Origin of the sequence: Staphylococcus sp. GDY8P131P, assembly GCF_017891975.1 — a bacterium.
Classification (GTDB): domain Bacteria; phylum Bacillota; class Bacilli; order Staphylococcales; family Staphylococcaceae; genus Staphylococcus; species Staphylococcus nepalensis.
Window position 1 is genome coordinate 39,445 of record NZ_JAESKF010000018.1, and the last position, 26,664, is coordinate 66,108.

Sequence of the window (26,664 nt, forward strand, 5' to 3'; positions counted from 1 at the left end):
AAATGTTATACGCTCCCCCTTACAAATACTGTGAGAGGGAGCGATTTTTTTATTTGAATTACTATATAAAGTTTATAAAATATTAATTTATGACGCTATTTTCCGGGGTTATGCTTTTATCATATGAACAATAGGAAATAGGCGTTTACATAAATGATAATTACTTCAATGTTTAATAGTACATGCCATATATTTTGTTGGTATTGAATGAATTACTGTTTTAATAATAGGAGGCAGAAAATGACAAAATTTATTTTTGTAACTGGTGGAGTTGTATCTTCACTAGGTAAAGGTATCACAGCAGCATCTTTAGGACGTTTATTAAAAGATAGAGGATTAAAAGTTACAATCCAAAAATTTGATCCATATTTAAATGTTGATCCTGGCACTATGAGTCCATATCAACACGGTGAAGTTTTTGTGACAGATGATGGTGCAGAAACAGATTTAGATTTAGGTCACTATGAAAGATTTATCGACATTAATTTAAATAAATATTCAAACGTTACTGCTGGTAAAGTTTATTCGCACGTCTTGAAAAAAGAGCGTCGCGGTGATTATCTGGGAGGCACAGTCCAAGTTATCCCACATATTACCAACGAAATTAAAGAACGTTTGCTTTTAGCAGGCGAAAGTACAAATGCTGATGTAGTTATTACTGAAATAGGTGGTACAACGGGTGATATAGAATCATTACCATTTATCGAAGCAATTAGACAAATACGTAGTGATTTAGGACGCGAAAATGTAATGTACGTACATTGTACACTTTTACCATTTATTAAAGCTGCTGGTGAAATGAAAACGAAGCCTACACAACATAGCGTTAAAGAACTTCGTGGGTTAGGTATTCAACCAGACCTAATTGTAGTACGTACAGAATATGAATTAACACAAGATTTAAAAGATAAAATTGCATTGTTCTGCGATATTAATAAAGAAAGTGTAATTGAATGTCGTGACGCAGAATCATTATATGAAATACCGCTACAACTGAGCCAACAGGATATGGATGATATTGTAATCCGTCGTTTAGAGCTAAATCCAAAATATGATACGCAATTAGATGAATGGCAATACTTATTAGATACAGTGAATAGTTTAGATGGTAAAATAACGATTGGTTTAGTAGGGAAATATGTAAGTTTACAAGACGCATATTTATCAGTAGTCGAATCACTTAAACACGCGGGTTATCCATTTAAAAAAGATATTGATGTGAGATGGATTGACTCAAGTGAAGTTACTGATGACAATGTTAAAGAGGTACTTAGCGATGTTGATGGTATTTTAGTGCCTGGTGGCTTTGGTTTCAGAGCAAGTGAAGGTAAAATATCAGCTATTAAATATGCTAGAGAAAACAATGTACCGTACTTCGGCATTTGTTTAGGCATGCAACTTGCTACAGTAGAATTTGCAAGAAATGTAATTGGTTTAGATAATGCGCATTCTGCAGAACTAGATCCATCAACGCCACATCCTATTATTGATTTATTACCAGAACAAAAAGATATTGAAGATTTAGGAGGCACGTTAAGATTAGGGCTATATCCTTGTCATATTAAAGAGAACACATTAGCACATAAAATTTATGATGAAGTAGATATAGAAGAAAGACATCGTCATCGTTATGAATTCAATAATGAATATAGAGATCAACTAGAAGAAAATGGCATGGTTTTCTCAGGTACAAGCCCAGATGGACGATTAATTGAAATGGTAGAAATTCCGAAAAATGATTTCTTTGTTGCTTGCCAATTTCACCCAGAATTCTTATCAAGACCGAATAGACCACAGCCTATTTTTAAAGCGTTTATTGAAGCGTCATTAAAGTATCAACAAACAAAATAAAGATATTAACATGATAATAGCAAAGTTATGAGTGCTTTCGAAACGTAGCGTAGATATAATTACGTTGACCTCTTATAATTATCACTAACTTTGCCAAAAAACTTCATGATTTAATATTCATGAAGTTTCGAATGCGGCTAATTACTATTACTGGCATTTATGATTTTAGTGTAACAAACTTAAAAAGCGCACCTTCATTTTTGAAATGAAGGTGCGCTTTTTATATTTGGGCAATTTGTAGAGGTTAAAGTGTAGTATATGTAAAAAATCGTTTTATTATTCTAAAGATCTAGATCTCTAACCATTTCAATCATTTGTGTATATATATCATAATAAATATAGCTAAAAGCAATTGGATGAGGCGTAACAATTTTATCGTAATCCTCAGTATACACAATCGGTCTCGGTGTGCTTAAATTGATGAAATGAAATAGATGGTCTTGAAAGATTTCTGTTTTGGGTTTATTACAAATTAAGACAAAATCAACATCACAATCAATTAAAGTTTCAACATCTCTTTTTAATTGTTCTGTATAATAAGGCGAAAACAATAAAACTCTATCAGTAGTATCAATATCTTTAAATGTGTTGATTGAAGCTAGCGGGGCGCTAGATTTTAGTTTTTCATTACTATTTAGGACATAATCTTCAAAAAAATTTAAATCTTCATACCCTTTAACATATACAGTACCCTCACCTCCGATTGCTTGAATTAAACATTGCGCAGCCATTTGAACGTCTAACGCTTGGGCTTCGATGCGATTAAAAACGCCGTTTAATTGTGTATTTAAAATTTTAGACATGTATGTACCTCCGTTCTATTCACTCATTGTAATTAATGGTAAAAAATATTGCAATTTTATATAAAAAAAGAAATTTAAAGGGTAATTTAAAAGGAATAAAATAAAAAAATAAATTAAAAACGCTTACAATTGAATAGAAGAATGCAAAATGCTTGTGGTTTTGATATAATTAGATTGTAAAAATATGTGCAAATGCACTAAGGAGGAACTTTCATGCCTTTAGTTTCAATGAAAGAAATGTTAATCGATGCGAAAGAAAATGGTTATGCGGTTGGTCAATACAACTTAAATAACTTGGAATTTACACAAGCTATATTAGAAGCTTCACAAGAAGAAAACGCTCCAGTTATTTTAGGAGTTTCTGAAGGTGCTGCGCGTTATATGGGTGGATTCTACACAGTAGTTAAAATGGTTGAAGGATTAATGCACGATAAAGCAATTACAATTCCAGTTGCAATCCACTTAGACCATGGTTCAAGTTTTGATAAATGTAAAGAAGCGATTGATGCTGGATTTACTTCAGTTATGATCGATGCTTCACACGAACCATTCGAAGACAACATAGCAACTACTTCAAAAGTTGTTGAATATGCTCACGAACATGGCGTGTCAGTAGAAGCTGAACTAGGCACTGTAGGCGGACAAGAAGATGATGTGATTGCTGAAGGCGTTATCTACGCAGATCCTAAAGAGTGTCAAGAACTTGTTGAAAGAACTGGTATCGATACTTTAGCCCCAGCATTAGGCTCAGTTCACGGACCGTATAAAGGTGAACCGAAATTAGGATTTAAAGAAATGGAAGAAATCGGTGCTTCAACTGGTTTACCATTAGTATTGCACGGTGGTACTGGTATCCCAACAAAAGATATTCAAAAAGCGATTCCATTCGGAACTGCGAAAATCAATGTCAATACAGAAAACCAAATTGCTTCTGCTAAAGCAGTACGTGAAGCTTTAGATAAAGATAAAGAAATGTACGATCCTCGTAAATATTTAGGGCCAGCACGTGAAGCAATTAAAGCGACAGTAATTGGTAAAATTAAAGAATTTGGCACTTCAAATAGAGCTAAATAATATTATTATTTTAAAGTGGAGTAGTGCAGAAATCCACTTTATCTAATATCATTTCATTGTTCCATTAAGGCATTAATAATTGGAAGGAAAATCCTGTTACACCGGTGTTTTCAATCCAGTAGCTACTGCCAATTTAACGAATAAGCCTGAGACAAAAAGTAATGTCTCAGGCTTATTTATTTATGTTATAATTTATTAGCATGTATTGATTAACTGTAAGTCTGAACATAAGTTATTTACATAGTATTTAAATAAAACATACAAATAGGATTTAACCTTTAATAAACTGGGAATAAAAATAGTATTACCAAATATATATAAGTGAAGTAATACATAATATTAATTTAAAAAGATTTTGTTTCATAGGTGTGTTTTGCAAACTATAAATTTTTAATTTATAATGCAAATAATGTAACAAAATTGAAATATTGATTGAAAGGTAAAGGAGATCAAGCGAATGGCTCAAGAAGTGATAAAAATCAGAGGTGGTCAAACACTTAAAGGTGAAGTTAATAATCATGGCGCAAAAAACAGTGCCGTGGCTATAATCCCTGCAGCAATATTGGCAGAAGAAAAAGTAACGATAGAAGGTCTTCCACAGATTTCAGATGTAGAAACGCTAGTGAGTTTATTGGGCGATTTAAATATAAAAACCAATTTAAACGGAATGACGCTAGAAGTGAATCCAAATGAAATTAAAAATGCCCCCTTGCCAAATAATAAAGTAGAATCATTGCGCGCTTCATATTATATGATGGGCGCGATGCTAGGCAGATTTAAAAAATGCGTCATTGGTTTGCCAGGCGGTTGTCCTTTAGGTCCAAGACCAATCGACCAACACATTAAAGGATTTAAAGCATTGGGTGCACGCATTGATGAATCTAGTGAAACATCTATGAAGATTGAAGCTGACCGCTTAATAGGTGCTAATATATTTTTAGACATTGTAAGTGTAGGCGCTACTATAAATATCATGCTAGCAGCAGTTCGTGCAGAAGGACAAACAGTAATTGAAAACGCAGCGAAAGAGCCCGAAGTAGTTGACGTGGCTAACTTTTTAACAAGTTTAGGTGCTAATATTAAAGGTGCAGGTACAAGTACAATCAAAATCAAAGGTGTAGACCAACTTCATGGGTCTCATCATCAAGTCATTCCAGATAGAATTGAAGCTGGTACTTATATGTGTATAGCGGCTGCTTGTGGAGAAGACATTGCGATTAACAATATTATTCCTACTCATGTTGAGCCATTAACTGTTAAATTAAAGGAGCTTGGTGTAGACATCCAAGTTGGGGAAGACAGCGCGATTATCAAGAGAAACGCCCCGTACTTAAGCGTTGATATCAAGACGTTGGTGTACCCTGGATTTGCTACAGACTTACAACAACCAATTACACCGTTGTTGTTTATGGCTGATGGTGTTTCATTTGTAACTGAAACAATTTATCCAGCGCGTTTTAAACACGTTGACGAATTGAGAAATATGGGCGCTAACATTTCATCCGATAACGGTACTGCAACAATAAAACCATCTAAATTAACTGGCGCAGAAGTATATGCAAGTGATTTGCGTGCTGGTGCTTGCCTTATAGTAGCTGGTCTATTAGCAGAAGGGGTTACTACAATTTATAACGTAAAACATATTTATCGTGGTTATACAAATATAGTTGAAACATTAAAATCACTTGGCGCAGACATTTGGACTGAAAAAATTTAATACATGTGGTATACTAAATATACTGATTTTTTGTAGGTTGTGATTTCCGTTTTCTATTATGAAAAATATAAATGATATGAGGTGATGACCATGGAGGTTTGCCCTTATCTCGAAGAAACCTTTAAAATTGTAGGTAGAAGTTGGAACGGTCTTATAATAAATTACTTATCTAGATGTACAGAAAAATCTGCTCATTTTTCTGATATGAAGCGTGATTTGAAAACAATCACGCCTCGCGCGCTAAGTATAAAATTAACAGATTTATGTGAATGGGGCCTTGTAGAGAAAAAAATTATTTCTACGAGCCCGATGAACATTTTATACCAACTTACAGATAAAGGTGATGCCTTAGCAACGGCATTGGTCCCTATGGAAAAGTGGGCGCAAGAATATATTGAATTAGAGAGTTAAATGATATTGATTTTTTGGATTGATTTCTTAATCAATGTATTATTTCAAAACATACTTTATATTTCGTTTATTTTAATAGAACCTGAGGTATTAATTAATATCTCAGGTTCTTCTTATGGCATTGCTGATTGCCTATTGGAAAAATATACTTGTGATTCATTTTATAAAATAGCTTTTTAATTATAAGAACTTTAGCGAGATAGAAATTTTTTAACATTTGGACCTCTGTTCTGCTTCTTTAGTGAGAAATTATATGTTTTTCCTATCGTCTATAGAAGTGTTATAAAAGAGGAGAAAGCGCATAATAACAACGTTTGTAAAGCGTCGACGTGAGCAAATATGTTTAAAAATATGAAATCTCGGTTACAATATAATTATCAACACAGTTAAGGAGTGAATCATTGATGAGAAATTTCACTAAACAGTATATCAACGGTGAATGGGTTGAAAGTACAAGTGGAGAAACAATTGAAGTAATCAACCCTGCAACAGAAGAAGTAACAGGTATTATTGCGAAAGGTAATAAAGAAGATGTTGATAAAGCAGTAGATGCTGCTGAAAATGTATATTTTGAATTTAGACACAGTTCAGTTCAAGAAAGAAAAGAATTATTAGATAAAATTGTTCAAGAATATAAAAATAGAAAAGAAGATATTATTGAAGCGATTACGGATGAATTAGGTTCTCCGTTAAAAGTTTCAGAAAATGTCCATTATCAAATGGGATTAGATCATTTCCAAGCTGCACGTGATGCATTGGATAATTTTGAATTTGAAGAGCGCCGTGGGGATGATTTAGTTGTTAAAGAAGCTATTGGTGTTGCAGGTTTAATCACACCATGGAATTTCCCAACAAACCAAACTTCTCTTAAATTGTCTGCAGCATTAGCAGCAGGCAGTCCTGTAGTATTAAAACCGTCAGAAGAGACGCCATTTGCAGCGATTATTTTAGCAGAAATATTTGATAAAGCCGGCGTTCCAAAAGGAGTATTCAACTTAGTAAATGGTGATGGCCAAGGTGTTGGTAATCCACTAAGTGAACATCCAAAAGTAAGAATGATGTCATTTACTGGTTCTGGCCCTACAGGTGCTAGCATCATGAGAAAAGCAGCAGAAGATTTCAAAAAAGTGTCGCTAGAGTTAGGTGGTAAATCACCATATATTATCTTGGATGATGCTGATATTGACGGTGCAGCGAGTGCAGCTACTGGTAAAGTAGTAACCAATACAGGTCAAGTTTGTACAGCAGGCACAAGAACATTAGTACCAGAAAGTATTAAAGAAGAATTTTTAACAGCTGTAAAAGAAAAATTCAGCCAAGTTAAAGTAGGCGACCCACGTGCAGAAGGTACGCAAGTTGGCCCGATTATTAGTAAAAAACAATTTGACCAAGTTCAATCATATATTGATAAAGGTGTAGAAGAAGGCGCAGAATTATTCTATGGTGGCCCTGGTAAACCTGAAGGGTTGGATAAAGGATATTTCGCACGTCCAACGATCTTTAATAACGTGGATAATGATATGACAATCGCGCGAGAAGAAATTTTTGGACCTGTAATGTCAATTATCACTTATAATGATGTGGACGAAGCAATCAAAATCGCAAATGATACAGAATATGGGCTAGCGTCATACGTATATGGTAAAGATAAAGACACATTACACAAGGTAGCGCGTTCGATTGAAGCAGGTACAGTTGAAATTAACGAAGCTGGACGTAAACCAGACTTACCATTCGGCGGTTATAAACAATCAGGTTTAGGACGCGAATGGGGAGACTATGGTATAGAAGAGTTCTTAGAAGTTAAATCTATTGCTGGTTATTACAAAGCATAGTTTAATAAAATAAAGTTAAAATGTTTAAGTTAAAAGTCTAGTTTAAAGGGCAGCCAAACGATATAATTGGTTGCCCTTATTTTAATATTATGGAGCTTTGAACCATCATTTGACACATGGTATGGTTATGTACTGTTTTAACAGTGTGTTAGCTTCAGAGCTATTTTTATAAATTTCAAAAAGTGAAATACATTTTGTAATTAAATAAGAAATTTGCTATAGTAATAAAAGTAAGTAGCGTAGCTCTCTATGTTATTTAAAACTTTTTTATGAAATGGGTGCAAGATAATGCCTGATAAAGTACGGACATCACCTCAGTACGAATCGTTCCACGAGCTATACAAAAATTACACTACTAAAGATCTTACTCAAAAGGCAAAATCACTTAAATTAACAAATTATAGTAAATTAAATAAAAAAGAATTAGTTCTTGCTATTATGGAAGCCCAAATGGAAAAAGACGGAAACTATTATATGGAGGGTATCTTAGACGATATTCAACAAGATGGTTATGGTTTTTTAAGAACTGTCAATTATTCAAAGGGTGAAAAAGATATTTATATATCAGCTAGTCAAATACGTCGCTTTGAAATTAAACGTGGCGATAAAGTTACTGGTAAAGTCAGAAAACCTAAGGATAATGAGAAATATTATGGTTTACTGCAAGTTGATTTTGTCAATGATGAGAATGCAGAGGAAGTTAAAAAAAGACCACATTTCCAAGCGTTAACACCATTATATCCAGAAGAGCGTATCAAGTTAGAAACAACAAAAACAAATTATTCTACGCGTATAATGGATTTGATTACGCCTATTGGTTTGGGACAACGTGGTTTGATTGTTGCACCTCCAAAAGCGGGGAAAACGTCATTACTAAAAGAAATTGCTAATGCTGTAGCAACAAATAAACCTGATGCAGAACTGTTTGTATTACTTGTAGGTGAACGACCAGAAGAGGTAACAGATATAGAACGTTCTGTTGAATCAGCAGAAGTTGTGCATTCAACATTTGATGAACCGCCACAACATCATGTTAAAGTAGCGGAATTATTATTAGAGCGTGCAAAACGTTTAGTAGAAATTGGTAAAGACGTCATTATTTTGATGGATTCTATTACTAGACTTGCACGTGCATATAATTTAGTTATGCCACCAAGCGGGCGTACGTTATCCGGTGGTTTGGATCCAGCTTCATTGCATAAACCGAAAGCTTTTTTTGGTGCTGCAAGAAATATTGAAGCTGGCGGAAGTATGACTATATTAGCCACAGCATTAGTAGATACTGGTTCGCGTATGGATGACATGATATATGAAGAATTTAAAGGGACAGGTAACATGGAATTACACCTTGACCGTAAATTAGCTGAACGTCGTGTCTTTCCAGCTATTGATATCGGTAGAAGTTCAACTCGTAAGGAAGAGTTGCTAATTTCACCAAAAGATCTAGAATCGCTTTGGCAGCTACGTAATATGTTTACTGATTCAATTGATTTTACTGAAAGATTTGTAAGAAAGCTAAAACGAACAAAAACAAATCAAGAATTTTTCGAACAGTTACAAGAAGCGGCTAAAGAAAGTACTAAAACTGGTAAACCAATTATTTAATGTGAGTTATGGTTTAAATATATGATTTAGGGTTGCGTTTTAGTTTTATAGCAATTATAATTATCAAGTATTGGGTAAAAACTCACAAAAAACTCTGTTCCAGATGGTTCAGGGCAAAGGAGCTGAAAAACATGCAACAAAATATTCATCCTGAATACCACAAAGTTATCTTTTTAGATACAACTACTGATTTTAAATTTTTAAGTGGTTCAACACAATCTTCATCTGAAACTATGGAATGGGAAGATGGAAATGAATACCCAGTTATTCGTTTAGATATTTCGTCTGATTCACATCCATTCTACACAGGACGTCAAAAATTCGCTGCTGCGGATGGACGTGTGGAACGTTTCAACAAGAAATTCGGATTCAAATCAAGCAACGAATAATTGTTGTAATAAGGCATTCTCATTTTATGAGAATGCTTTTTTATTTAATATAAGATATAGGCTATTTTAAAATTTTATGTGGCTAAGCGTTTAGAAATAAGATTACATACAAAATTACAAATATCTTGTGGGAAATTGATATTTTGAAAGAAAAAATATGATATAATAAATCGATTATGTTTTGAAAAAAGGTGGAACGCATAATGAATGAAACTTATCACTCCGGTTGGATTGAATGTATTACTGGAAGCATGTTTAGTGGTAAATCTGAAGAATTAATCCGTCGTTTGAGACGTGGGTTGTATGCTAAGCAAAAAGTAGTTGTATTTAAGCCAGCAATAGATGACCGCTATCATAAAGATAAGATTGTGTCTCATAATGGTAATGCAATTGAAGCTATTAATATTTCAACTGCAGCTGAAATTTACAAACACGATTTATCAAATTTTGATATTATAGCAATAGATGAAGTTCAGTTTTTCGAAAATAATATAGTTCATATTGTTGAAGCATTAGCTGCAAAAGGACATAGAGTTATTACTGCAGGTTTGGATATGGATTTTAGAGGTGAACCATTTGAACCTATACCGTATTTATTAGCAGTAAGTGAAGAAGTGACAAAACTACAAGCTGTTTGTGCTGTTTGTGGCTCATCTTCCAGCCGTACACAACGGTTAATTGACGGTAATCCAGCAAAAATAGATGACCCAGTGATATTAGTTGGTGCAAATGAAAGTTATGAGCCAAGATGCAGAGCACACCATATTGTTGCTCCAAGTGATAATGAGAAGGAGGAAATGTAGTGTTTGATCAATTAGATATTGTAGAAGAAAGATATGAACAATTAAATGAATTGTTAAGCGACCCTGAAGTCGTGAATAACCCTGACAACTTACGAAAGTATTCAAAAGAACAAGCTGATTTACAAAAAACTGTTGAAGTTTACCGTGAATACAAACTAACTAAAGAAGATGAAAATGAAATCGATGAAATGTTAAGAGAAACAAAAGACGAAGAAGAAGTTGAAATGCTTAAAAGTGAAAAACAAGTGCTTACTCAAAAAATACCGAAACTTGAAGAAGAATTGAAATTCTTGTTAATTCCCAAAGACCCTAACGACGAAAAAGACGTAATTGTTGAAATTCGTGCTGCAGCAGGTGGAGATGAAGCTGCTATATTTGCTGGTGATTTGTTTAGAATGTATTCTAGATACGCTGAAGCATATAGTTTCAAAACTGATATAGTTGAGGCTGCTGAAAGTGATCACGGCGGCTATAAAGAAATTAGTTTCTCTGTTTCAGGTACAGGGGCCTATAGTAAATTAAAATATGAAAATGGCGCCCATCGTGTCCAACGTGTGCCAGCGACAGAATCAGGTGGCCGTATCCATACATCTACAGCGACGGTAGCAGTATTACCAGAAGTAGAAGATGTTGAAATAGAAATTCGCAATGAAGATATTAAAATAGATACGTACCGTTCAAGCGGTGCGGGTGGACAGCACGTTAATACGACTGATTCAGCTGTACGTATCACCCATCTTCCAACCGGAGTAATTGCTACTTCATCAGAAAAATCACAAATCCAAAACCGTGAAAAAGCGATGAAAGTGTTGAAAGCACGTTTATTTGATATGAAATTGCAAGAAGAACAACAAAAATACGCAGCGCAACGTAAGTCAGCAGTAGGTTCTGGAGACCGTTCAGAAAGAATTAGAACATATAATTATCCGCAAAGTCGTGTAACTGATCATCGTATTGGGTTAACATTACAGAAGTTAGAACAAGTAATGGAAGGTAAATTAGATGAAATTATTGATGCATTAACTTTAGCAGAACAAACAGATAAATTGAAAGAACTGAATGATGGTGAACTATAGAGATAGATTAAAAAAAGCCCAAGCTAAATGTGTTGAAAAAGGCATCGAACCAACACGACCTGAGTGGTTAATGCTTGACTTGTTTCAGTGGCAGAAGTCAGATTACTTAATGCATTCTAATGATGAAATGACTAAAGCTCATCAAATATTATTTGATAATGCAGAAAGCAGAATGCTAGATGGTGAACCTATACAATATATCGTTGGAACGCAATCTTTTTATGGTGAAATATTCAAAGTAAGCGAACATTGCTTAATTCCACGTCCAGAAACAGAAGAAGTATTGCTACATTTCTATAAGTCAGTGCATTCTGGTGACAAAGTTGTAGACATTGGTACAGGCAGTGGCAATATTCCTATTGTACTTAAGAAATTAAATAGTAATCTGGAAGTCTTAGCTACAGATTTATATGAAGCTACACTCTCTGTAGCTAAGGAAAATGCTGATGCTCATGGAGTAGATATTGCATTTTTACAGGGTAATGCTTTAGCACCATTAATTGAGCGAAATATTAAAGTCAATGGTTTAATCTCAAACCCGCCTTATATAGACAATAGTGAAGCGGATCTAATGGATGATACAGTTCTAAAATACGAACCGTATACTGCGCTATTTGCTGAAGACAATGGTTATCAAGTATATGATACGATTTTACGCCAATTACCAGAGGTATTGTTACCAGGCGCTGCTGTAGTTTTTGAAATTGGTTATAAACAGGGCCCTACTTTAAAAAGAAAAATCGAAGAAAAATACCCAACAGTAGATGTTCAAATAATCAAAGACATTAATAATAATGATAGAATGATTTCTTTCAAATGGTAACTTTAAGAAGTTATGTGCTGAACATGATATGTCATGAAGGTGCATAACTTCTTATTTTGTTTTAAAATTAGCATTAAGATGAAAGGGTGTGTATAAATGAATACAAAAATATGGAACTTACAGCAGGATATTACACAAGAAGATAACACCTATATATATAATGAGATAAAAAATATTTTTGAAAATGGTGGGCTTGTCGCTATTCCGACTGAAACGGTCTATGGTTTAGGCGGCGATGCTAGAAATGAAGCAGCTATAAAAAAAATATATTCTGCTAAAGGTAGACCTTCAGATAATCCTCTGATCGTACATATTCACGATATAAAACAATTAGAATGTTTCACACAGCATATCACCCAAGAAGTGAAGACATTAATGCAACGCTTTTGGCCAGGCCCAATTTCATTTATTTTACCGTTGAAAAAGGGATATTTATGTGAAAGTGTCAGTGGTGGTTTATCATCGATAGCTGTTAGAATGCCGAGTCATCCAGTAGGCAGAAAAGTACTGAAATTTGTAGATTTACCAATCGCTGCGCCTAGCGCTAATTTAAGTGGGAGACCGTCTCCTACTCAATTTGAACATGTGTATAATGATTTGAATCAACGTATTGATGGTATTATTGATGGTGATCAAAGTGAAGAGGGCCTTGAAAGCACGGTGTTGGACTGTACACAATATCCATTTAAAATTGCAAGACCTGGATCAATCACAAAGACAATGATTGAAAGTGTTTTACCAGATAGCATTTCATCAGTAGAGGATTTAAACCATGAAAAACCCATCGCACCAGGTATGAAGTATAAACATTATGCACCAGATACGCCAATTACAATTGTGCAATCTATTTATAAACGACCTTCTTCAGAGAAAAATTGGCAAGATACGGCATTTATATTTCCGAAAAACAAGCGTGACTTGGTACCGAAAGAAGCAATATTTATGCCTTTATGTGAAAATGAGAAAGATATAAAAGGAGCAAATCGTCACTTATACCAGGTTTTGCATGATATAGATCAAAACAACCATATTAACCATGCTTATATATTTGGTTTTGAAAATAATGATGATACGACCGCTATAATGAATAGAATGTTAAAAGCTGCAAACTATACAGTTGTTAAAGGGGAAGAACTATGAAAATCGTTTTTGTTTGTACAGGAAATACTTGTAGAAGTCCGATGGCTGAAAGTATTGCAAGAGCTAAGATGCCTAACTTAGATATTGTGTCACGTGGTTTATTTGCATTAGACGGCGCCCCTGTATCACAGCATACTTTATCTATATTAGAAGAAAATCAATTACCTTTTCCAGAAAATGCAAAAGCCTTTACTGAAGATGATATAAACGCAGACTTAATTTTAACTATGTCTGCATCACACCGAGACACAATCAAACGTATGTATGGCAGTGAAGCACACGTGTTCACAATCAATGAATATGCATCAAATAGCGGTGATGTGTCTGATCCATTTGGAGGCAACAAATTAGAATATCTTAAAATTTTCAATGAATTAAACCCATTGATTGATAAAATAAAAATTAAAATATTAAAGTAATAAATATGTGAAATTAGTATGAGTAACTTACTAAATACGTTATAATAATAACGTGTAGCAAATTTGCTATCAATTAAATTTGTATGTATTGAACTTTTGTATATTGGCTTACTTTTTTAATCAAAAGAAAAGGGGTGTTAATATGGAGGATTTAAAAGCATTATTAAGTGAATTAAAATCTAAATCTTTCTTTAAAGCAAATGAGCTTTGTATTATAGGATGTTCTACATCTGAAGTGATTGGTGAACGCATCGGTAGTGTTGGATCTATGGAAGTAGCGAAAGACATATATGACGCATTAAAAGAAATCGAATCTGAAACAGGGGTTTCCTTTGTATTTCAAGGCTGCGAACATATAAATAGAGCGATAACTATAGAACGAGCGAAGTTCAACCCTTTAACGATGGAAGAAGTAACCGTTGTACCTGATGTTCACGCTGGAGGCAGTTTAGCAACTTATGCATATCAGCATATGGATAATCCGATGGTAGTAGAAGCAATCACTGTTTCTAAAGGGATAGATATTGGCCAAACACTCATCGGTATGCATATCCAACATGTCGCAATTCCGGAGCGTACAAGTATTAAACAAATTGGTGAAGCAATTGTTACAATCGCTTCTTCAAGACCTAAAAAAATTGGTGGCGAAAGAGCAAAATATAACTAATACAGAAACGAGGGGTTTACTAATGTCATTTATTGAAAAGCAAGATAAAGAAATATATGAAGTAATTCAAAATGAGTTTAACCGTCAAAATAATAATATAGAGTTAATCGCTTCTGAAAATTTTGTATCAGAAGCAGTGATGGAAGCTCAAGGCTCAGTATTAACAAATAAGTATGCTGAAGGCTATCCTAACAGAAGATATTATGGTGGTTGTGAATTTGTTGATGTGTCTGAAACATTAGCTATCGAACGAGCTAAACAATTATTTGGTGCTGAACATGTCAATGTCCAACCACACTCTGGTTCTCAAGCAAATATGGCTGTTTATCTCGTAGCATTAGAACATGGTGATACTGTATTAGGTATGAATTTAAGTCATGGTGGCCACTTAACGCATGGCGCACCAGTAAACTTTAGTGGACAATTTTACAACTTTGTTGAATATGGTGTCGATAAAGATAGCGAACAAATAGACTACGATGAAGTTTTAAAAGTGGCTAAAGAACATCAACCTAAATTAATTGTTGCTGGCGCATCTGCATACTCAAAAACGATTGATTTCAAACGTTTTAGAGAAATAGCTGATGAAGTCGGAGCTAAATTGATGGTAGATATGGCACATATCGCTGGATTAGTAGCTGTTGGTTTACATCCAAGCCCTGTAGCATACGCTGATTTTGTAACTACAACAACGCATAAAACATTGCGCGGCCCTCGTGGTGGAATGATTTTATGTAAAGAAGAATACAAAAAGCAAATTGATAAAACCATTTTCCCTGGTATTCAAGGTGGACCTTTAGAGCATGTTATTGCTGCAAAAGCAGTAGCATTTGGTGAGGCTTTGCAAGACGATTTCAAAACTTACCAACAACAAGTTGTAAAAAACGCTAAAGTATTAGCTGACACTTTAAGCCAAGAAGGATTTAGAGTCGTATCAGGCGGTACCGATAATCATCTAGTATGTGTAGATGTAAAAGGATCTGTAAATATAACAGGTAAAGTAGCAGAAGAAACACTTGATGCAATTGGCATAACTTGTAATAAAAATACAATTCCATTTGATCAGGAAAAACCTTTTGTAACTAGTGGTTTACGCCTTGGTACTCCAGCGGCGACTACGCGAGGTTTTGACGAACAAGCATTTGAAGAAGTAGCGAAAATCATTAGTTTAGTATTAAAAGATCCTGAAAATGAAACAACATTAAAAGAAGGACAAGAAAGAGTTAAAGCATTAACTACTAAACATCCTTTATACAATTAAATTGGAGGAAGTAATTATGAGCAACGTACATGTTTTTGATCACCCACTTATTCAACATAAATTAAGTTACATTCGAGATGTACATACAGGTACAAAGGAGTTTAGAGAGCTTGTAGATGAAGTCGGTATGCTAATGGCTTATGAAGTGACTAGAAATTTAGAATTACAGGATGTAGAAATTGAAACACCAGTAACTAAAATGATTGCTCAAAGACTAACTGGAAAAAAATTGGCATTTATTCCAATTCTTAGAGCAGGGTTAGGTATGACTCAAGGCATCTTGAATTTAGTGCCAGCGGCTAGAATAGGCCATGTTGGTTTATATAGAGACCCAGAGACTTTAGAAGCGGTTGAATACTTTGTGAAATTGCCACAAGATATTGAAGAAAGAGAGATTGTTGTGGTTGATCCAATGCTAGCTACAGGCGCATCTGCCATCGAAGCGATTAATTCCCTTAAAAAACGTGGCGCTAGACATATTCGATTTATGTGTCTTATTGCAGCACCAGAGGGTGTAGAAAAATTACAAGAAGCACATGAAGATGTAGATATTTATATTGCGGCATTAGACGAAAAATTAGATGACCATGCTTATATTACACCTGGTTTAGGTGATGCTGGCGACCGTTTATTCGGTACAAAATAGTTTGGCCCAGGAGTGGAGTAATATGAAAAAAATTATGACTGTCTTTGGGACGCGTCCTGAAGCGATAAAAATGGCGCCTCTTGTTTTAGAATTAGAGAATGATGTCGAATTAGAGCCAATCGTGGTTGTAACGGCACAACATAGAGAAATGTTAGATTCTGTTTTGACTAGCTTTAATATAACCCCTAATTATGATCTAAACATTATGAAGCAAGGTCAATCATTATCAGAAATCACTTCCCGTATACTCATTCGATTAGAGGGGGTCATTAAAGAAGAACAACCAGATATGATACTTGTTCATGGTGATACGATGAGCACATTCGCTGGAAGTTTAGCAGCATTATATAATCAAGTACCAATAGGCCATGTTGAAGCAGGCTTACGTACTTGGGATAAATATGCTCCATTTCCTGAAGAAATGAATAGACAAATGGTAGGAGTAATGGCTGATTTGAACTTTGCTCCTACTAATAATGCTGCAAAAAATTTAATTTCTGAAAATAAGCCAAAGGATGCTATTGTAGTAACAGGGAACACAGCTATTGATGCTATGAAAACAACAATTCACAAAGATTATCATTCAGAAATAATTGATAAGCATAAAGATAAACGTATTATCTTATTGACAGCGCATAGGCGAGAAAATATTGGAGCGCCTATGTCTCATATTTTTAAGGCAGTACGAGCTATTGTCGATACTTATGATGATGTTGTTGTTGTTTACCCAATACATAAAAATCCTAAAGTACGAGCCATTGCAGATTATTATTTATCTAATCATGCTCGTATTGAACTGGTAGAACCGTTAGAGGTGGTAGACTTCCATAATTTTGCCCACCAATCTTATCTAATTTTAACGGATTCTGGTGGTGTTCAAGAAGAAGCACCTTCATTAGGTAAACCAGTGCTTGTATTAAGGGATGTAACAGAAAGGCCTGAAGGTGTCGAAGCGGGGACACTTAAAATTGTAGGTACAAACGAAAACAACATATTCGAAGCAACAAAAGCTTTATTAGACAACAAAAATTTGTATAAGACAATGAGCACAGCACGAAATCCGTATGGCGATGGCAACGCAGCCAACAGAATTTGTCAAAATATTAAGTATTTTTTTGGACTAATTGATAAAAAACCTTCATCTTTCAAATAATAATAGTTTAATGTGTCATTTTTGTGACATTTGTGTAAAAAATTGAATTACAATTTGAATAGAATTGACACGTTAACTACCCTATATTATTATTAAAATTGTATGATTGGAATGGTTTTCATATACGAAAGATAAGGTGAAACGAGGCACTGAAATGAAACGTTTCAACATCATTTTTAACCAGTACATTCAATACTATTTATACAGTATCATTGTGCTAGTTATTGTGTTTATTTTCACATACTCTGAGTTTATATTAGGTCTTTTAATAGGTACAAGTGGATCACTATGCATTACTTTTACTTTTGAATATTATTTGGCGAGAGCAAAAGAAGAAGACAACATACATATTTCAACGGGCAACATATGGAGATATTTGATTGTGATTTTAGCTTGTACATTATGGTATTTTTATAAAGATTATATAAACGTGATTGGAGTAGTTGTTGGTTTAATGATTTCTTATGTTTTAATTGTTTTCAAACCATTTTTACACAAGAAATAAATTTTATAATGAAAGAGGTGAGAAGACATGGATCATAAAGACCCTCTAGTCAGTTGGAATGTATTCGGTTTAGACATCGTGTTTAATCTGTCATCAATCATGATGATGTTGATTACGGCGCTTATTGTTTTTGTCATAGCTATTATTTGTACACGGAACCTCAAGAAACGTCCAACAGGCAAACAAAATTTTATAGAGTGGGTTTTTGATTTCGTAAGAGGAATTATTGAAAGTAACATGGCATGGTCCAAAGGCGGTCAGTTCCATTTCCTAGCAGTTACTTTAATCTTTTTCATATTCGTTAGTAATATGGTTGGATTACCTTTTCAATTGGTTGCAGGTGATACGCTTTGGTGGAAATCACCAACAGCAGACCCAACCGTTACATTGACATTGTCAACGTTGATTATACTCTTAACACATTATTATGGCGTTAAGATGGTTGGTACTAAAGGTTATTTCCAAAACTATACTAAGCCAATTTTCCTATTACCGATTAATATTTTTGAAGAGTTTACTTCAACCTTAACATTGGGTCTACGTTTGTATGGAAATATTTTTGCGGGAGAATTATTACTTGGTTTATTAGCAAGTTTAGTGTTCAGTTTCCCAGCATGGGGTTGGGCAATCGGTTTACCTGGCCTAGTGATATGGCAAGGGTTCTCAATTTTCATTGGTACGATTCAGGCATATATTTTTGTAATGCTTTCAATGGTGTATATGTCACACAAAGTACAAAAAAGTCATTAAGTTAAAAAATTAAAAAAGAAATAATTAGGAGGATTTTTAAATGAATTTAATCGCAGCAGCAATCGCAATCGGGTTATCAGCACTTGGGGCAGGTATTGGTAATGGTCTTATCGTTTCTAGAACAGTAGAAGGTGTCGCTCGCCAACCAGAAGCACGTGGCCAATTAATGGGTATTATGTTCATCGGTATCGGTTTAGTTGAGGCGTTACCTATCATCGGTGTAGTTATCGCTTTCATGTCACTATAATTAAACTAGTATTTATGGCGAGGTCTTATCGGCTTTCGCCGTTCGTTTTTATCAAAATGTCTTATAACCATATCGTATGAAAGGAGTGTCTATGGAAGTGACTGCTACGACAAATATGTTCGTGCTTGGTGCAGCCAGTGGCGGTGGCGTTGGATGGGGGACCATCTTCGTTACACTTATAACGTTTATCGTTTTATTAACCTTATTGAAAAAATTTGCGTGGGGCCCACTTAAGGATGTAATGGACCAACGTGAACGCGATATTAATAAAGATATCGACGACGCTGAGCAAGCTAAATTAAATGCACAGAAATTAGAAGCACAAAATAAACAAACTTTAAAAGAAACCCAAGAAGAGGTTCATAAAATATTAGAAGAATCTAAGGTTCAAGCGCGTAAACAACATGAAGAAATCATTCATGAAGCTAACATCAGAGCAAATGGTATGATTGAAACTGCTCAAAATGAAATTAATAGTGAAAAAGAACGTGCACTTGCAGATATTAATAATCAAGTTTCTGAGCTTTCAGTACTGATTGCTTCAAAAGTACTTCAAAAAGAAATCTCAGAAAAAGATCAAAAAGAATTAGTTGAAAAGTACATTAAAGAGGCGGGCGATAAATAATGGCTAACGTAGCAAAAAAATATGCCAAAGCGTTATTTGATACTGCTAAGGAAAAAGAAATGCTCGATCTAATGTATGAAGAATTTTCAACAATTGACCAAGCAGTACAACCTGAATTAGAAAACTTAAAAGAATTAGATACTGACCCTCAACAAGATGTGACACAGCGCAATCGTTTTGTAGCTATCATTTTTGGGCAAGCTAATCAATATTTGCAAAATATGTTAATGGTTCTTGCGAGTAATCGCCATCTTGCATATATACACGAAATATTTATAGCTTTCGAAACATTGTTTAATCAGCATTATAATCAAGATTTTGCTGTTATTGAATCAGTTTATGAATTATCCGAGGATGAATTAACAAGTATTGATTCAATTATAAAGTCACGTACAAAACTTTCAAAATTAAAGATATCAAATGAAGTAAACCCAGATCTTATCGGAGGTATCCGTGTTAAGGTTGGTACAAAAGTGATGGATGCAAGTATTAAAAATGATCTTGCAAAACTTGAAAAGCAATTTATTAGAGTGAAATAAAAATCGGAGGAGTGACATAGATGGCCATTAAAGCTGAAGAAATCAGTGCTTTACTTCGCTCACAAATAGAAAATTATGAGTCAGAAATGGCTGTTACTGATGTAGGTACAGTTCTACAAATAGGTGATGGCATAGCTTTAATCCACGGATTAAATGATGTTATGGCTGGTGAGCTTATTGAATTTAATAACGGCGTTCTAGGTTTAGCACAAAACCTTGAAGAATCCAATGTTGGTGTAGTAATTTTAGGACCATACACGGATATCAAAGAAGGAGACGAAGTCAAACGTACTGGGCGTATTATGGAAGTCCCAGTTGGAGACGAATTACTTGGTCGTGTCGTTAATCCATTAGGGCAAGCTATTGATGGACAAGGGCCGCTCAATACTACGAAAACACGCCCTGTAGAGAAAAAAGCTACTGGCGTCATGGATCGTAAATCAGTTGATGAACCATTGCAAACTGGTATTAAAGCAATTGATGCGCTTGTACCTATTGGCCGTGGTCAGCGTGAATTGATTATCGGAGACCGTCAAACAGGTAAAACAACCGTTGCGATCGATACGATTTTAAATCAAAAAGATCAAGACACAATTTGTATATATGTTGCAATCGGACAAAAAGACTCAACAGTACGCGCAAATGTTGAAAAACTTCGTCAAGAAGGCGCACTTGATTATACAATTATTGTTTCAGCATCAGCAGCAGATCCAGCACCTATGCTCTACATCGCACCTTACTCTGGCGTAGCCATGGGTGAAGAGTTCATGTTTGCAGGTAAGGATGTTTTAATTGTTTATGACGATTTAACAAAACAAGCTGCAGCTTATCGTGAATTATCATTATTATTACGTAGACCTCCAGGCCGTGAAGCTTACCCTGGTGATGTGTTCTACTTACATAGTAGATTATTAGAAAGAGCAGCTAAATTAAATGATGATTTAGGTGGCGGTTCAATCACAGCGTTACCTATTATTGAAACACAAGCAGGAGATATCGCAGCGTATGTACCTACCAACGTAATTTCTATTACAGATGGACAAATATTCTTGCAATCTGACTTGTTCTTCTCTGGTGTTAGACCAGCGATTAATGCAGGTCAATCCGTATCTCGTGTTGGTGGCTCTGCGCAGATTAAAGCAATGAAAAAAGTCGCAGGTACTTTACGTTTAGATTTAGCGTCATATCGTGAATTAGAATCATTTGCACAATTCGGTTCTGATTTAGATGAATTTACTGCTAAAAAATTAGACCGCGGTAAAAGAACGGTTGAAATTCTAAAACAAGACAAAAACAAACCACTACCTGTAGAAAATCAAGTTTTAATTATTTATGCTTTAACCAAAGGTCATTTAGACGATATTCCAGTAGTTGATATTACACGTTTTGAAGATGAGTTAAATCAATGGGCTAAAACAAATGCTTCTGATTTATTAAATGAAATCAAAACATCCGGCGCTTTACCAAATGATGAATCATTTGAATCAGCTATTAATGAATTTAAGAAGAGTTTTAGTAAAACTGAAGAAACATAATAGTTAATGTAGATAAAAGGTGGTGAGATAATGGCATCTCTTAAAGAAATTGATACACGAATAAAATCAACGAAAAAGATGAAACAGATTACAAAAGCAATGAACATGGTTTCCAGTTCAAAATTGCGTCGTGCTGAGCAGAATACAAATCAATTCAGACCATATATGGTGAAAATGCAAGATGCAATTACAGCAGTTGCTGGCGCAGATAAAAATTCACATCATCCAATGTTACGACAACGTGAAGTGAATAAAAGTGGTTATATAGTAATTACAAGTGACCAAGGGCTTGCAGGTGCTTATAATGCAAATGTATTAAAACACCTAATAAAAGATATTGAAAATAAACATAACAGCAGTGAAGAATACTCAATCTTAGTTTTGGGTCAATCAGGTGTTGATTTTCTAAAAAATAAAGGCTACGACATTCATGATTCCTTAACGGAAGTGCCTGACCAACCTTCATTTAAAGAAATTCAAGCGATCGCTAAAAAAGCTATAGACTTATATAGCGATGAAGCTGTGGATGAGGTAAAAATTTATTACAGCCATTTCGTAAGTGTATTAGAAAACACACCTTCGATGAAAACTGTACTTCCATTGTCTCCAGAAGATTCAAGTTTAGGGCATGGTCAAATGTCTTCGTATGAATTTGAACCAGACAAAGAAGCTATATTAAGCGTGATTTTACCTCAATATGTGGAAAGTTTAATATATGGAACGATTTTAGATGCAAAAGCAAGTGAACATGCAACACGTATGACGGCTATGAAAAATGCATCTGATAATGCGACGGATATTATTGATGATTTATCTATCGAATATAACAGAGCTAGACAAGCAGCAATCACGCAACAAATCACAGAAATTGTTGGTGGCGCAGTTGCACTTGAATAACGATTAAAGGAGGAAAATAGCATGGGATTAGGCCGTGTAACACAAGTTATGGGTCCAGTAATTGATGTTCGCTTTGAGCACAATGAAGTTCCAGAAATTAATAATGCCTTAGTTCTTGACGTAGAAAGAGACGAAGGTACTGTTCAATTAACGCTAGAAGTTGCATTACAACTTGGTGATGACGTTGTACGCACAATCGCAATGGATTCAACTGATGGTGTTAAACGTGGTACAGAAGTTAGAGATAACAGACGAAGTATTAGTGTTCCAGTTGGAGATGAAACTTTAGGTAGAGTATTTAATGTGTTGGGTGACACAATTGATTTAGAAGAAAATATCGAAGACTCAGTTCGTCGCGATCCAATTCATAGAGAAGCACCTGCATTTGATCAATTATCTACAAAAGTTGAAATATTAGAAACTGGTATTAAGGTTATTGACTTATTAGCGCCTTATATTAAAGGTGGTAAAGTCGGGTTATTTGGTGGTGCCGGTGTTGGTAAAACGGTATTAATCCAGGAGTTAATTAATAATATCGCTCAAGAACACGGTGGTATTTCAGTATTTGCTGGTGTAGGTGAACGTACACGTGAAGGTAATGACCTATACTATGAAATGAGTGATAGTGGTGTTATTAAAAAGACAGCTATGGTGTTTGGTCAAATGAATGAACCGCCTGGTGCACGTATGCGTGTAGCGCTTTCTGGTTTAACTATGGCTGAATATTTCCGTGATGAACAAGGACAAGATGTTCTATTGTTTATCGATAACATTTTCAGATTTACACAAGCTGGTTCAGAAGTTTCTGCGCTTTTAGGTCGTATGCCTTCAGCAGTAGGATATCAACCTACATTAGCTACTGAAATGGGTCAGTTACAAGAACGTATTACATCAACAACTAAAGGTTCTGTAACCTCTATTCAAGCAGTATTCGTACCTGCCGATGACTATACTGACCCAGCACCAGCTGCAGTTTTCGCACATTTGGATTCAACTACAAACTTAGAACGTAAGTTAACAGAAATGGGGATTTATCCTGCAGTAGACCCGTTAGCATCTACTTCAAGAGCACTTGATCCATCAATCGTTGGTCAAGAACATTATGAAATTGCACGTGATGTTCAATCTACGTTGCAAAAATATAGAGAATTACAAGATATCATTGCTATTTTAGGTATGGATGAATTGTCTGAAGAAGATAAACAAACTGTAGAACGTGCGCGTCGTATTCAGTTCTTCTTATCACAAAACTTCCATGTGGCTGAACAATTTACTGGCCAAAAAGGATCATATGTACCTGTACAAAAAACAGTAGAAGGCTTCAAAGCCATTTTAAATGGTGATTATGACCATATCCCAGAAGATGCATTCCGTCTTGTTGGCAGTATGGAAGAAGTAATTGAAAAAGCTAAAGATATGGGTGTTGAAGTTTAAAATTAGGAGGTATGGATAATGAATACATTAAGCCTAAATATTGTCACTCCTAATGGTTCTGTTTACGACCGAGAAGATGTCACTCTGGCAGTATTACAAACTACTGCTGGAGAAATCGGTGTCATGTATGGACATATTCCAACAGTTGCAGCACTTGAAATTGGCTATGCCAAAATTAATTTTGACGGTGGTTCAGAATATATTGCAGTGAGTGAAGGTTTTGTTGAAGTAAGACAAGATAAATTATCAATCATCGTTCAAACTGCAGAGCCTGCTAAGGAGATTGATGTAGCTAGAGCAGAGTTAGCAAAATCGAGAGCAGAGTCTCATTTGAATAGTGAAGAAGATAACAGTGACATAAATAGAGCCAAACGCGCATTAGATCGTGCTAATAACCGTCTTCGTGTCGCTGAATTACAATAATGCGTAAAGAAGTCCCTTTTAGGGCTTCTTTTTTTTGAGAACAAGTCAGAAATAATATCTCGGTTATAAATATACTATGTTCAGTAGGTGGTTGTAATGAAACATTGCTGGATTTAAGTTTTTCAATATCGTAATAGCTAAATTAAAACTATAATTTCGTTTCGATTGCATTGTTACTAACCGTTTGAAAGATACATCATGATACGTAGTCAATTTACAAAATAACCATCATTATTTAATTACAATAGTTATGCATAAAACATATCCATAAAGGGAAAGTATCAGTTAATCAAACATTTATCATTTACAAGATGTTTATCTCATTCTTAAGTATCTTTTACTATGTCTTTCGTGTAAAATATATAAATAGTGTTTATCAAGGAGAATGACTTATGGAATATTTAGGGCAGTTTTCAATTGTACATCTCATATTACATTTGTTTTGTATTTGTATCGCTTATTGGGCGCTTAATGCAGTGAGATTAGAACAATTTTTTAAAAAAGGGTATCCGTTACAAGTTCAAATTTGTATGATATTTTTGGCAATATTAATCGGAACATCAGTAAGTAATTTTATTGTAGATTTGCTACAATTTTCTACACAAATAAAATATTTAGCACAATAATTCAAATAATTGTATATCATTGATGTTTATCGATATAATTTAGTAGTACGTTTGATTAAAATAATGGCAATTTATAAGTAGTTAAGTGGAGGATTTAAGATGGATAAGATAGAAATTAATGGTGGTAAAAAATTAATTGGTGAAGTTAAAGTTTCAGGAGCTAAAAATGCTGTGTTACCAGTATTAACAGCGTCACTATTAGCGTCGGAAGGCGTTAGTGAATTACAAAATGTACCAGCACTTAGTGACGTAGAAACAATTAATAACGTAATATCAACATTAAATGCAGATGTTTCGTATGATAAAGATAAAGAAATCGTTACTGTAGATGCAACCAAACAATTAAATGAAGAAGCACCATATGAGTACGTGAGCAAGATGAGAGCAAGTATTCTTGTTATGGGGCCGTTGTTAGCTCGTTTAGGGCATGCCAAAGTTGCTTTGCCAGGTGGTTGTGCCATTGGTTCAAGACCAATTGAACAACATATCAAAGGCTTTGAAGAGCTAGGTGCAGAAATCCATATGGATGGTGGCTTTATTTATGCTAGTACAACTAACGGGTTAAAAGGCGCAACGATTCACTTAGATTTTCCTAGTGTGGGTGCAACGCAAAATATTATTATGGCTGCCTCTTTAGCTAAAGGTAAAACCGTATTAGAAAACGTAGCGCGCGAACCAGAAATTGTTGATTTAGCTAATTATATCAATGAAATGGGGGGTAATGTATTAGGCGCTGGTACTGATACAATTACGATTGAAGGTGTAGAGACTTTACGAGGGGTAACACATTCAATTATACCTGATAGAATTGAAGCAGGTACCTTACTTATTGCTGGTGCAATCACAAGAGGTAATGTGCTAGTTAATGGCGCGATTAAAGAGCATATGACTAGCTTAGTTTATAAACTTGAGGAAATGGGCGTTCATTTAGAGTACCTAGATGATGCAATCCGTGTCAGTGTAGAAAATTCATTGAAACCAGTTGATATTAAAACATTGCCACACCCAGGCTTCCCTACTGATATGCAGTCTCAAATGATGGCTTTATTACTAACTGCAGATGGCCATAAAGTAGTGACTGAAACAGTTTTTGAAAATAGATTTATGCACGTTGGAGAATTCAAACGAATGAATGCTAAAATTACTGTGGAAGGTAGAAGTGCTAAAATTGAAGGTAAAAGTGAACTTCAAGGTGCTCAAGTCAAAGCCACAGACTTACGTGCAGCAGCAGCACTTATTTTAGCAGGACTCGTAGCTGATGGGACAACGTACGTTACTGAGTTGAAACATTTAGATAGAGGATATGTTGATTTACATGGTAAATTAAAATCATTAGGTGCAGATATCAAAAGAACACAAGATTAACGATATAATACATTAACAGGATTAACATAATAGCAACAAAGTTGG

28 protein-coding genes are annotated in these 26,664 nt (G+C 34.8%); 27 read left to right on the top strand and 1 reads right to left on the bottom strand.

Annotated features, from left to right (window positions below):
• Positions 1-240 precede the first annotated feature (240 nt).
• Positions 241-1,851 (top strand): CTP synthase, encoded by a 1,611-nt coding sequence (locus KA894_RS12255; RefSeq protein WP_096808766.1) that lies wholly within the window; start codon positions 241-243, stop codon positions 1,849-1,851.
• Between the two features lie 281 nt (positions 1,852-2,132).
• Here the strand turns inward: KA894_RS12255 and KA894_RS12260 are convergent, their stop codons facing one another.
• Positions 2,133-2,654: a DUF2529 family protein gene (locus KA894_RS12260; protein ID WP_103373673.1), complete on the bottom strand. Its 522-nt coding sequence runs from the start codon at positions 2,652-2,654 to the stop codon at positions 2,133-2,135.
• 213 nt (positions 2,655-2,867) lie between these two features.
• On the opposite strand from KA894_RS12260, the gene fdaB reads away from it, so the two are divergent.
• The 26 genes from fdaB to murA all read left to right on the top strand — a co-directional run bounded on the left by fdaB (position 2,868) and on the right by murA (position 26,619).
• Positions 2,868-3,728, top strand: coding sequence for a class IIb fructose-bisphosphate aldolase FdaB (gene fdaB / locus KA894_RS12265; protein WP_096808768.1), 861 nt, complete (start codon positions 2,868-2,870; stop codon positions 3,726-3,728).
• 457 nt (positions 3,729-4,185) lie between these two features.
• Positions 4,186-5,445: a UDP-N-acetylglucosamine 1-carboxyvinyltransferase gene (locus tag KA894_RS12270; protein ID WP_096808769.1), complete on the top strand. Its 1,260-nt coding sequence runs from the start codon at positions 4,186-4,188 to the stop codon at positions 5,443-5,445.
• 90 nt (positions 5,446-5,535) lie between these two features.
• Positions 5,536-5,856, top strand: a complete 321-nt coding sequence (locus tag KA894_RS12275) for a winged helix-turn-helix transcriptional regulator (RefSeq protein ID WP_096808770.1) — start codon at positions 5,536-5,538, stop codon at positions 5,854-5,856.
• Between the two features lie 404 nt (positions 5,857-6,260).
• Positions 6,261-7,691 carry an aldehyde dehydrogenase family protein gene (locus KA894_RS12280; protein WP_096808771.1) on the top strand — a complete coding sequence of 477 codons (1,431 nt, stop codon included), beginning with the start codon at positions 6,261-6,263 and terminating at the stop codon, positions 7,689-7,691.
• 288 nt (positions 7,692-7,979) lie between these two features.
• The gene (rho, locus tag KA894_RS12285) at positions 7,980-9,296 is read left to right on the top strand and encodes a transcription termination factor Rho (protein ID WP_096808772.1); all 1,317 of its coding nucleotides are present in this window, start codon (positions 7,980-7,982) and stop codon (positions 9,294-9,296) included.
• 131 nt (positions 9,297-9,427) lie between these two features.
• Positions 9,428-9,685, top strand: a complete 258-nt coding sequence (locus tag KA894_RS12290; RefSeq protein WP_096808773.1) for a type B 50S ribosomal protein L31 — start codon at positions 9,428-9,430, stop codon at positions 9,683-9,685.
• 203 nt (positions 9,686-9,888) lie between these two features.
• Positions 9,889-10,488, top strand: coding sequence for a thymidine kinase (locus tag KA894_RS12295; protein WP_096808774.1), 600 nt, complete (start codon positions 9,889-9,891; stop codon positions 10,486-10,488).
• Positions 10,488-11,564, top strand: a complete 1,077-nt coding sequence (gene prfA, locus KA894_RS12300) for a peptide chain release factor 1 (RefSeq protein ID WP_210133991.1) — start codon at positions 10,488-10,490, stop codon at positions 11,562-11,564. The genes KA894_RS12295 and prfA overlap by 1 nt, the downstream gene beginning before the upstream one ends.
• A complete protein-coding gene (prmC, locus tag KA894_RS12305; protein WP_115342027.1) occupies positions 11,551-12,387 on the top strand; it encodes a peptide chain release factor N(5)-glutamine methyltransferase in 837 nt (278 codons plus the stop codon). The genes prfA and prmC overlap by 14 nt, the downstream gene beginning before the upstream one ends.
• A 96-nt stretch (positions 12,388-12,483) precedes the next feature.
• Complete coding sequence (locus tag KA894_RS12310; protein WP_096808777.1) at positions 12,484-13,527, top strand: L-threonylcarbamoyladenylate synthase; 1,044 nt, start codon at positions 12,484-12,486, stop codon at positions 13,525-13,527.
• The gene (locus tag KA894_RS12315) at positions 13,524-13,946 is read left to right on the top strand and encodes a low molecular weight protein arginine phosphatase (RefSeq protein WP_096808778.1); all 423 of its coding nucleotides are present in this window, start codon (positions 13,524-13,526) and stop codon (positions 13,944-13,946) included. The genes KA894_RS12310 and KA894_RS12315 overlap by 4 nt, the downstream gene beginning before the upstream one ends.
• A 142-nt stretch (positions 13,947-14,088) precedes the next feature.
• Positions 14,089-14,613, top strand: coding sequence for a TIGR01440 family protein (locus KA894_RS12320; protein ID WP_096808779.1), 525 nt, complete (start codon positions 14,089-14,091; stop codon positions 14,611-14,613).
• Between the two features lie 22 nt (positions 14,614-14,635).
• Entirely contained in the window at positions 14,636-15,874 is a 1,239-nt protein-coding gene (gene glyA / locus KA894_RS12325; RefSeq protein WP_096808780.1) for a serine hydroxymethyltransferase, read from the top strand.
• 16 nt (positions 15,875-15,890) lie between these two features.
• Positions 15,891-16,520, top strand: coding sequence for a uracil phosphoribosyltransferase (upp, locus tag KA894_RS12330; protein WP_096808781.1), 630 nt, complete (start codon positions 15,891-15,893; stop codon positions 16,518-16,520).
• 22 nt (positions 16,521-16,542) lie between these two features.
• Positions 16,543-17,673, top strand: a complete 1,131-nt coding sequence (gene wecB, locus KA894_RS12335; RefSeq protein WP_119487782.1) for a non-hydrolyzing UDP-N-acetylglucosamine 2-epimerase — start codon at positions 16,543-16,545, stop codon at positions 17,671-17,673.
• Between the two features lie 154 nt (positions 17,674-17,827).
• Positions 17,828-18,178 (top strand): ATP synthase subunit I, encoded by a 351-nt coding sequence (locus tag KA894_RS12340; RefSeq protein ID WP_096808783.1) that lies wholly within the window; start codon positions 17,828-17,830, stop codon positions 18,176-18,178.
• 27 nt (positions 18,179-18,205) lie between these two features.
• Positions 18,206-18,928 (top strand): F0F1 ATP synthase subunit A, encoded by a 723-nt coding sequence (gene atpB, locus KA894_RS12345; protein WP_096808784.1) that lies wholly within the window; start codon positions 18,206-18,208, stop codon positions 18,926-18,928.
• Between the two features lie 40 nt (positions 18,929-18,968).
• Positions 18,969-19,175 carry a F0F1 ATP synthase subunit C gene (atpE, locus tag KA894_RS12350; RefSeq protein ID WP_002482721.1) on the top strand — a complete coding sequence of 69 codons (207 nt, stop codon included), beginning with the start codon at positions 18,969-18,971 and terminating at the stop codon, positions 19,173-19,175.
• A 97-nt stretch (positions 19,176-19,272) separates the two neighbouring features.
• Positions 19,273-19,800 carry a F0F1 ATP synthase subunit B gene (locus tag KA894_RS12355; RefSeq protein ID WP_096811202.1) on the top strand — a complete coding sequence of 176 codons (528 nt, stop codon included), beginning with the start codon at positions 19,273-19,275 and terminating at the stop codon, positions 19,798-19,800.
• The gene (locus KA894_RS12360) at positions 19,800-20,339 is read left to right on the top strand and encodes a F0F1 ATP synthase subunit delta (RefSeq protein ID WP_096808785.1); all 540 of its coding nucleotides are present in this window, start codon (positions 19,800-19,802) and stop codon (positions 20,337-20,339) included. Before KA894_RS12355 ends, KA894_RS12360 begins: the two co-directional genes overlap by 1 nt.
• A gap of 20 nt (positions 20,340-20,359) precedes the next feature.
• Positions 20,360-21,874: a F0F1 ATP synthase subunit alpha gene (gene atpA, locus KA894_RS12365; RefSeq protein ID WP_210133993.1), complete on the top strand. Its 1,515-nt coding sequence runs from the start codon at positions 20,360-20,362 to the stop codon at positions 21,872-21,874.
• Positions 21,875-21,904: 30 nt separating this feature from the next.
• The gene (gene atpG / locus KA894_RS12370; protein WP_115342028.1) at positions 21,905-22,771 is read left to right on the top strand and encodes an ATP synthase F1 subunit gamma; all 867 of its coding nucleotides are present in this window, start codon (positions 21,905-21,907) and stop codon (positions 22,769-22,771) included.
• A gap of 21 nt (positions 22,772-22,792) precedes the next feature.
• The gene (atpD, locus tag KA894_RS12375) at positions 22,793-24,205 is read left to right on the top strand and encodes a F0F1 ATP synthase subunit beta (RefSeq protein WP_119487781.1); all 1,413 of its coding nucleotides are present in this window, start codon (positions 22,793-22,795) and stop codon (positions 24,203-24,205) included.
• A gap of 18 nt (positions 24,206-24,223) precedes the next feature.
• Complete coding sequence (locus KA894_RS12380) at positions 24,224-24,628, top strand: F0F1 ATP synthase subunit epsilon (protein WP_096808789.1); 405 nt, start codon at positions 24,224-24,226, stop codon at positions 24,626-24,628.
• A gap of 392 nt (positions 24,629-25,020) precedes the next feature.
• A complete protein-coding gene (locus tag KA894_RS12385) occupies positions 25,021-25,254 on the top strand; it encodes a DUF1146 family protein (RefSeq protein ID WP_096808790.1) in 234 nt (77 codons plus the stop codon).
• A gap of 99 nt (positions 25,255-25,353) precedes the next feature.
• The gene (gene murA, locus KA894_RS12390) at positions 25,354-26,619 is read left to right on the top strand and encodes a UDP-N-acetylglucosamine 1-carboxyvinyltransferase (protein WP_096808791.1); all 1,266 of its coding nucleotides are present in this window, start codon (positions 25,354-25,356) and stop codon (positions 26,617-26,619) included.
• Positions 26,620-26,664: the final 45 nt, after the last annotated feature.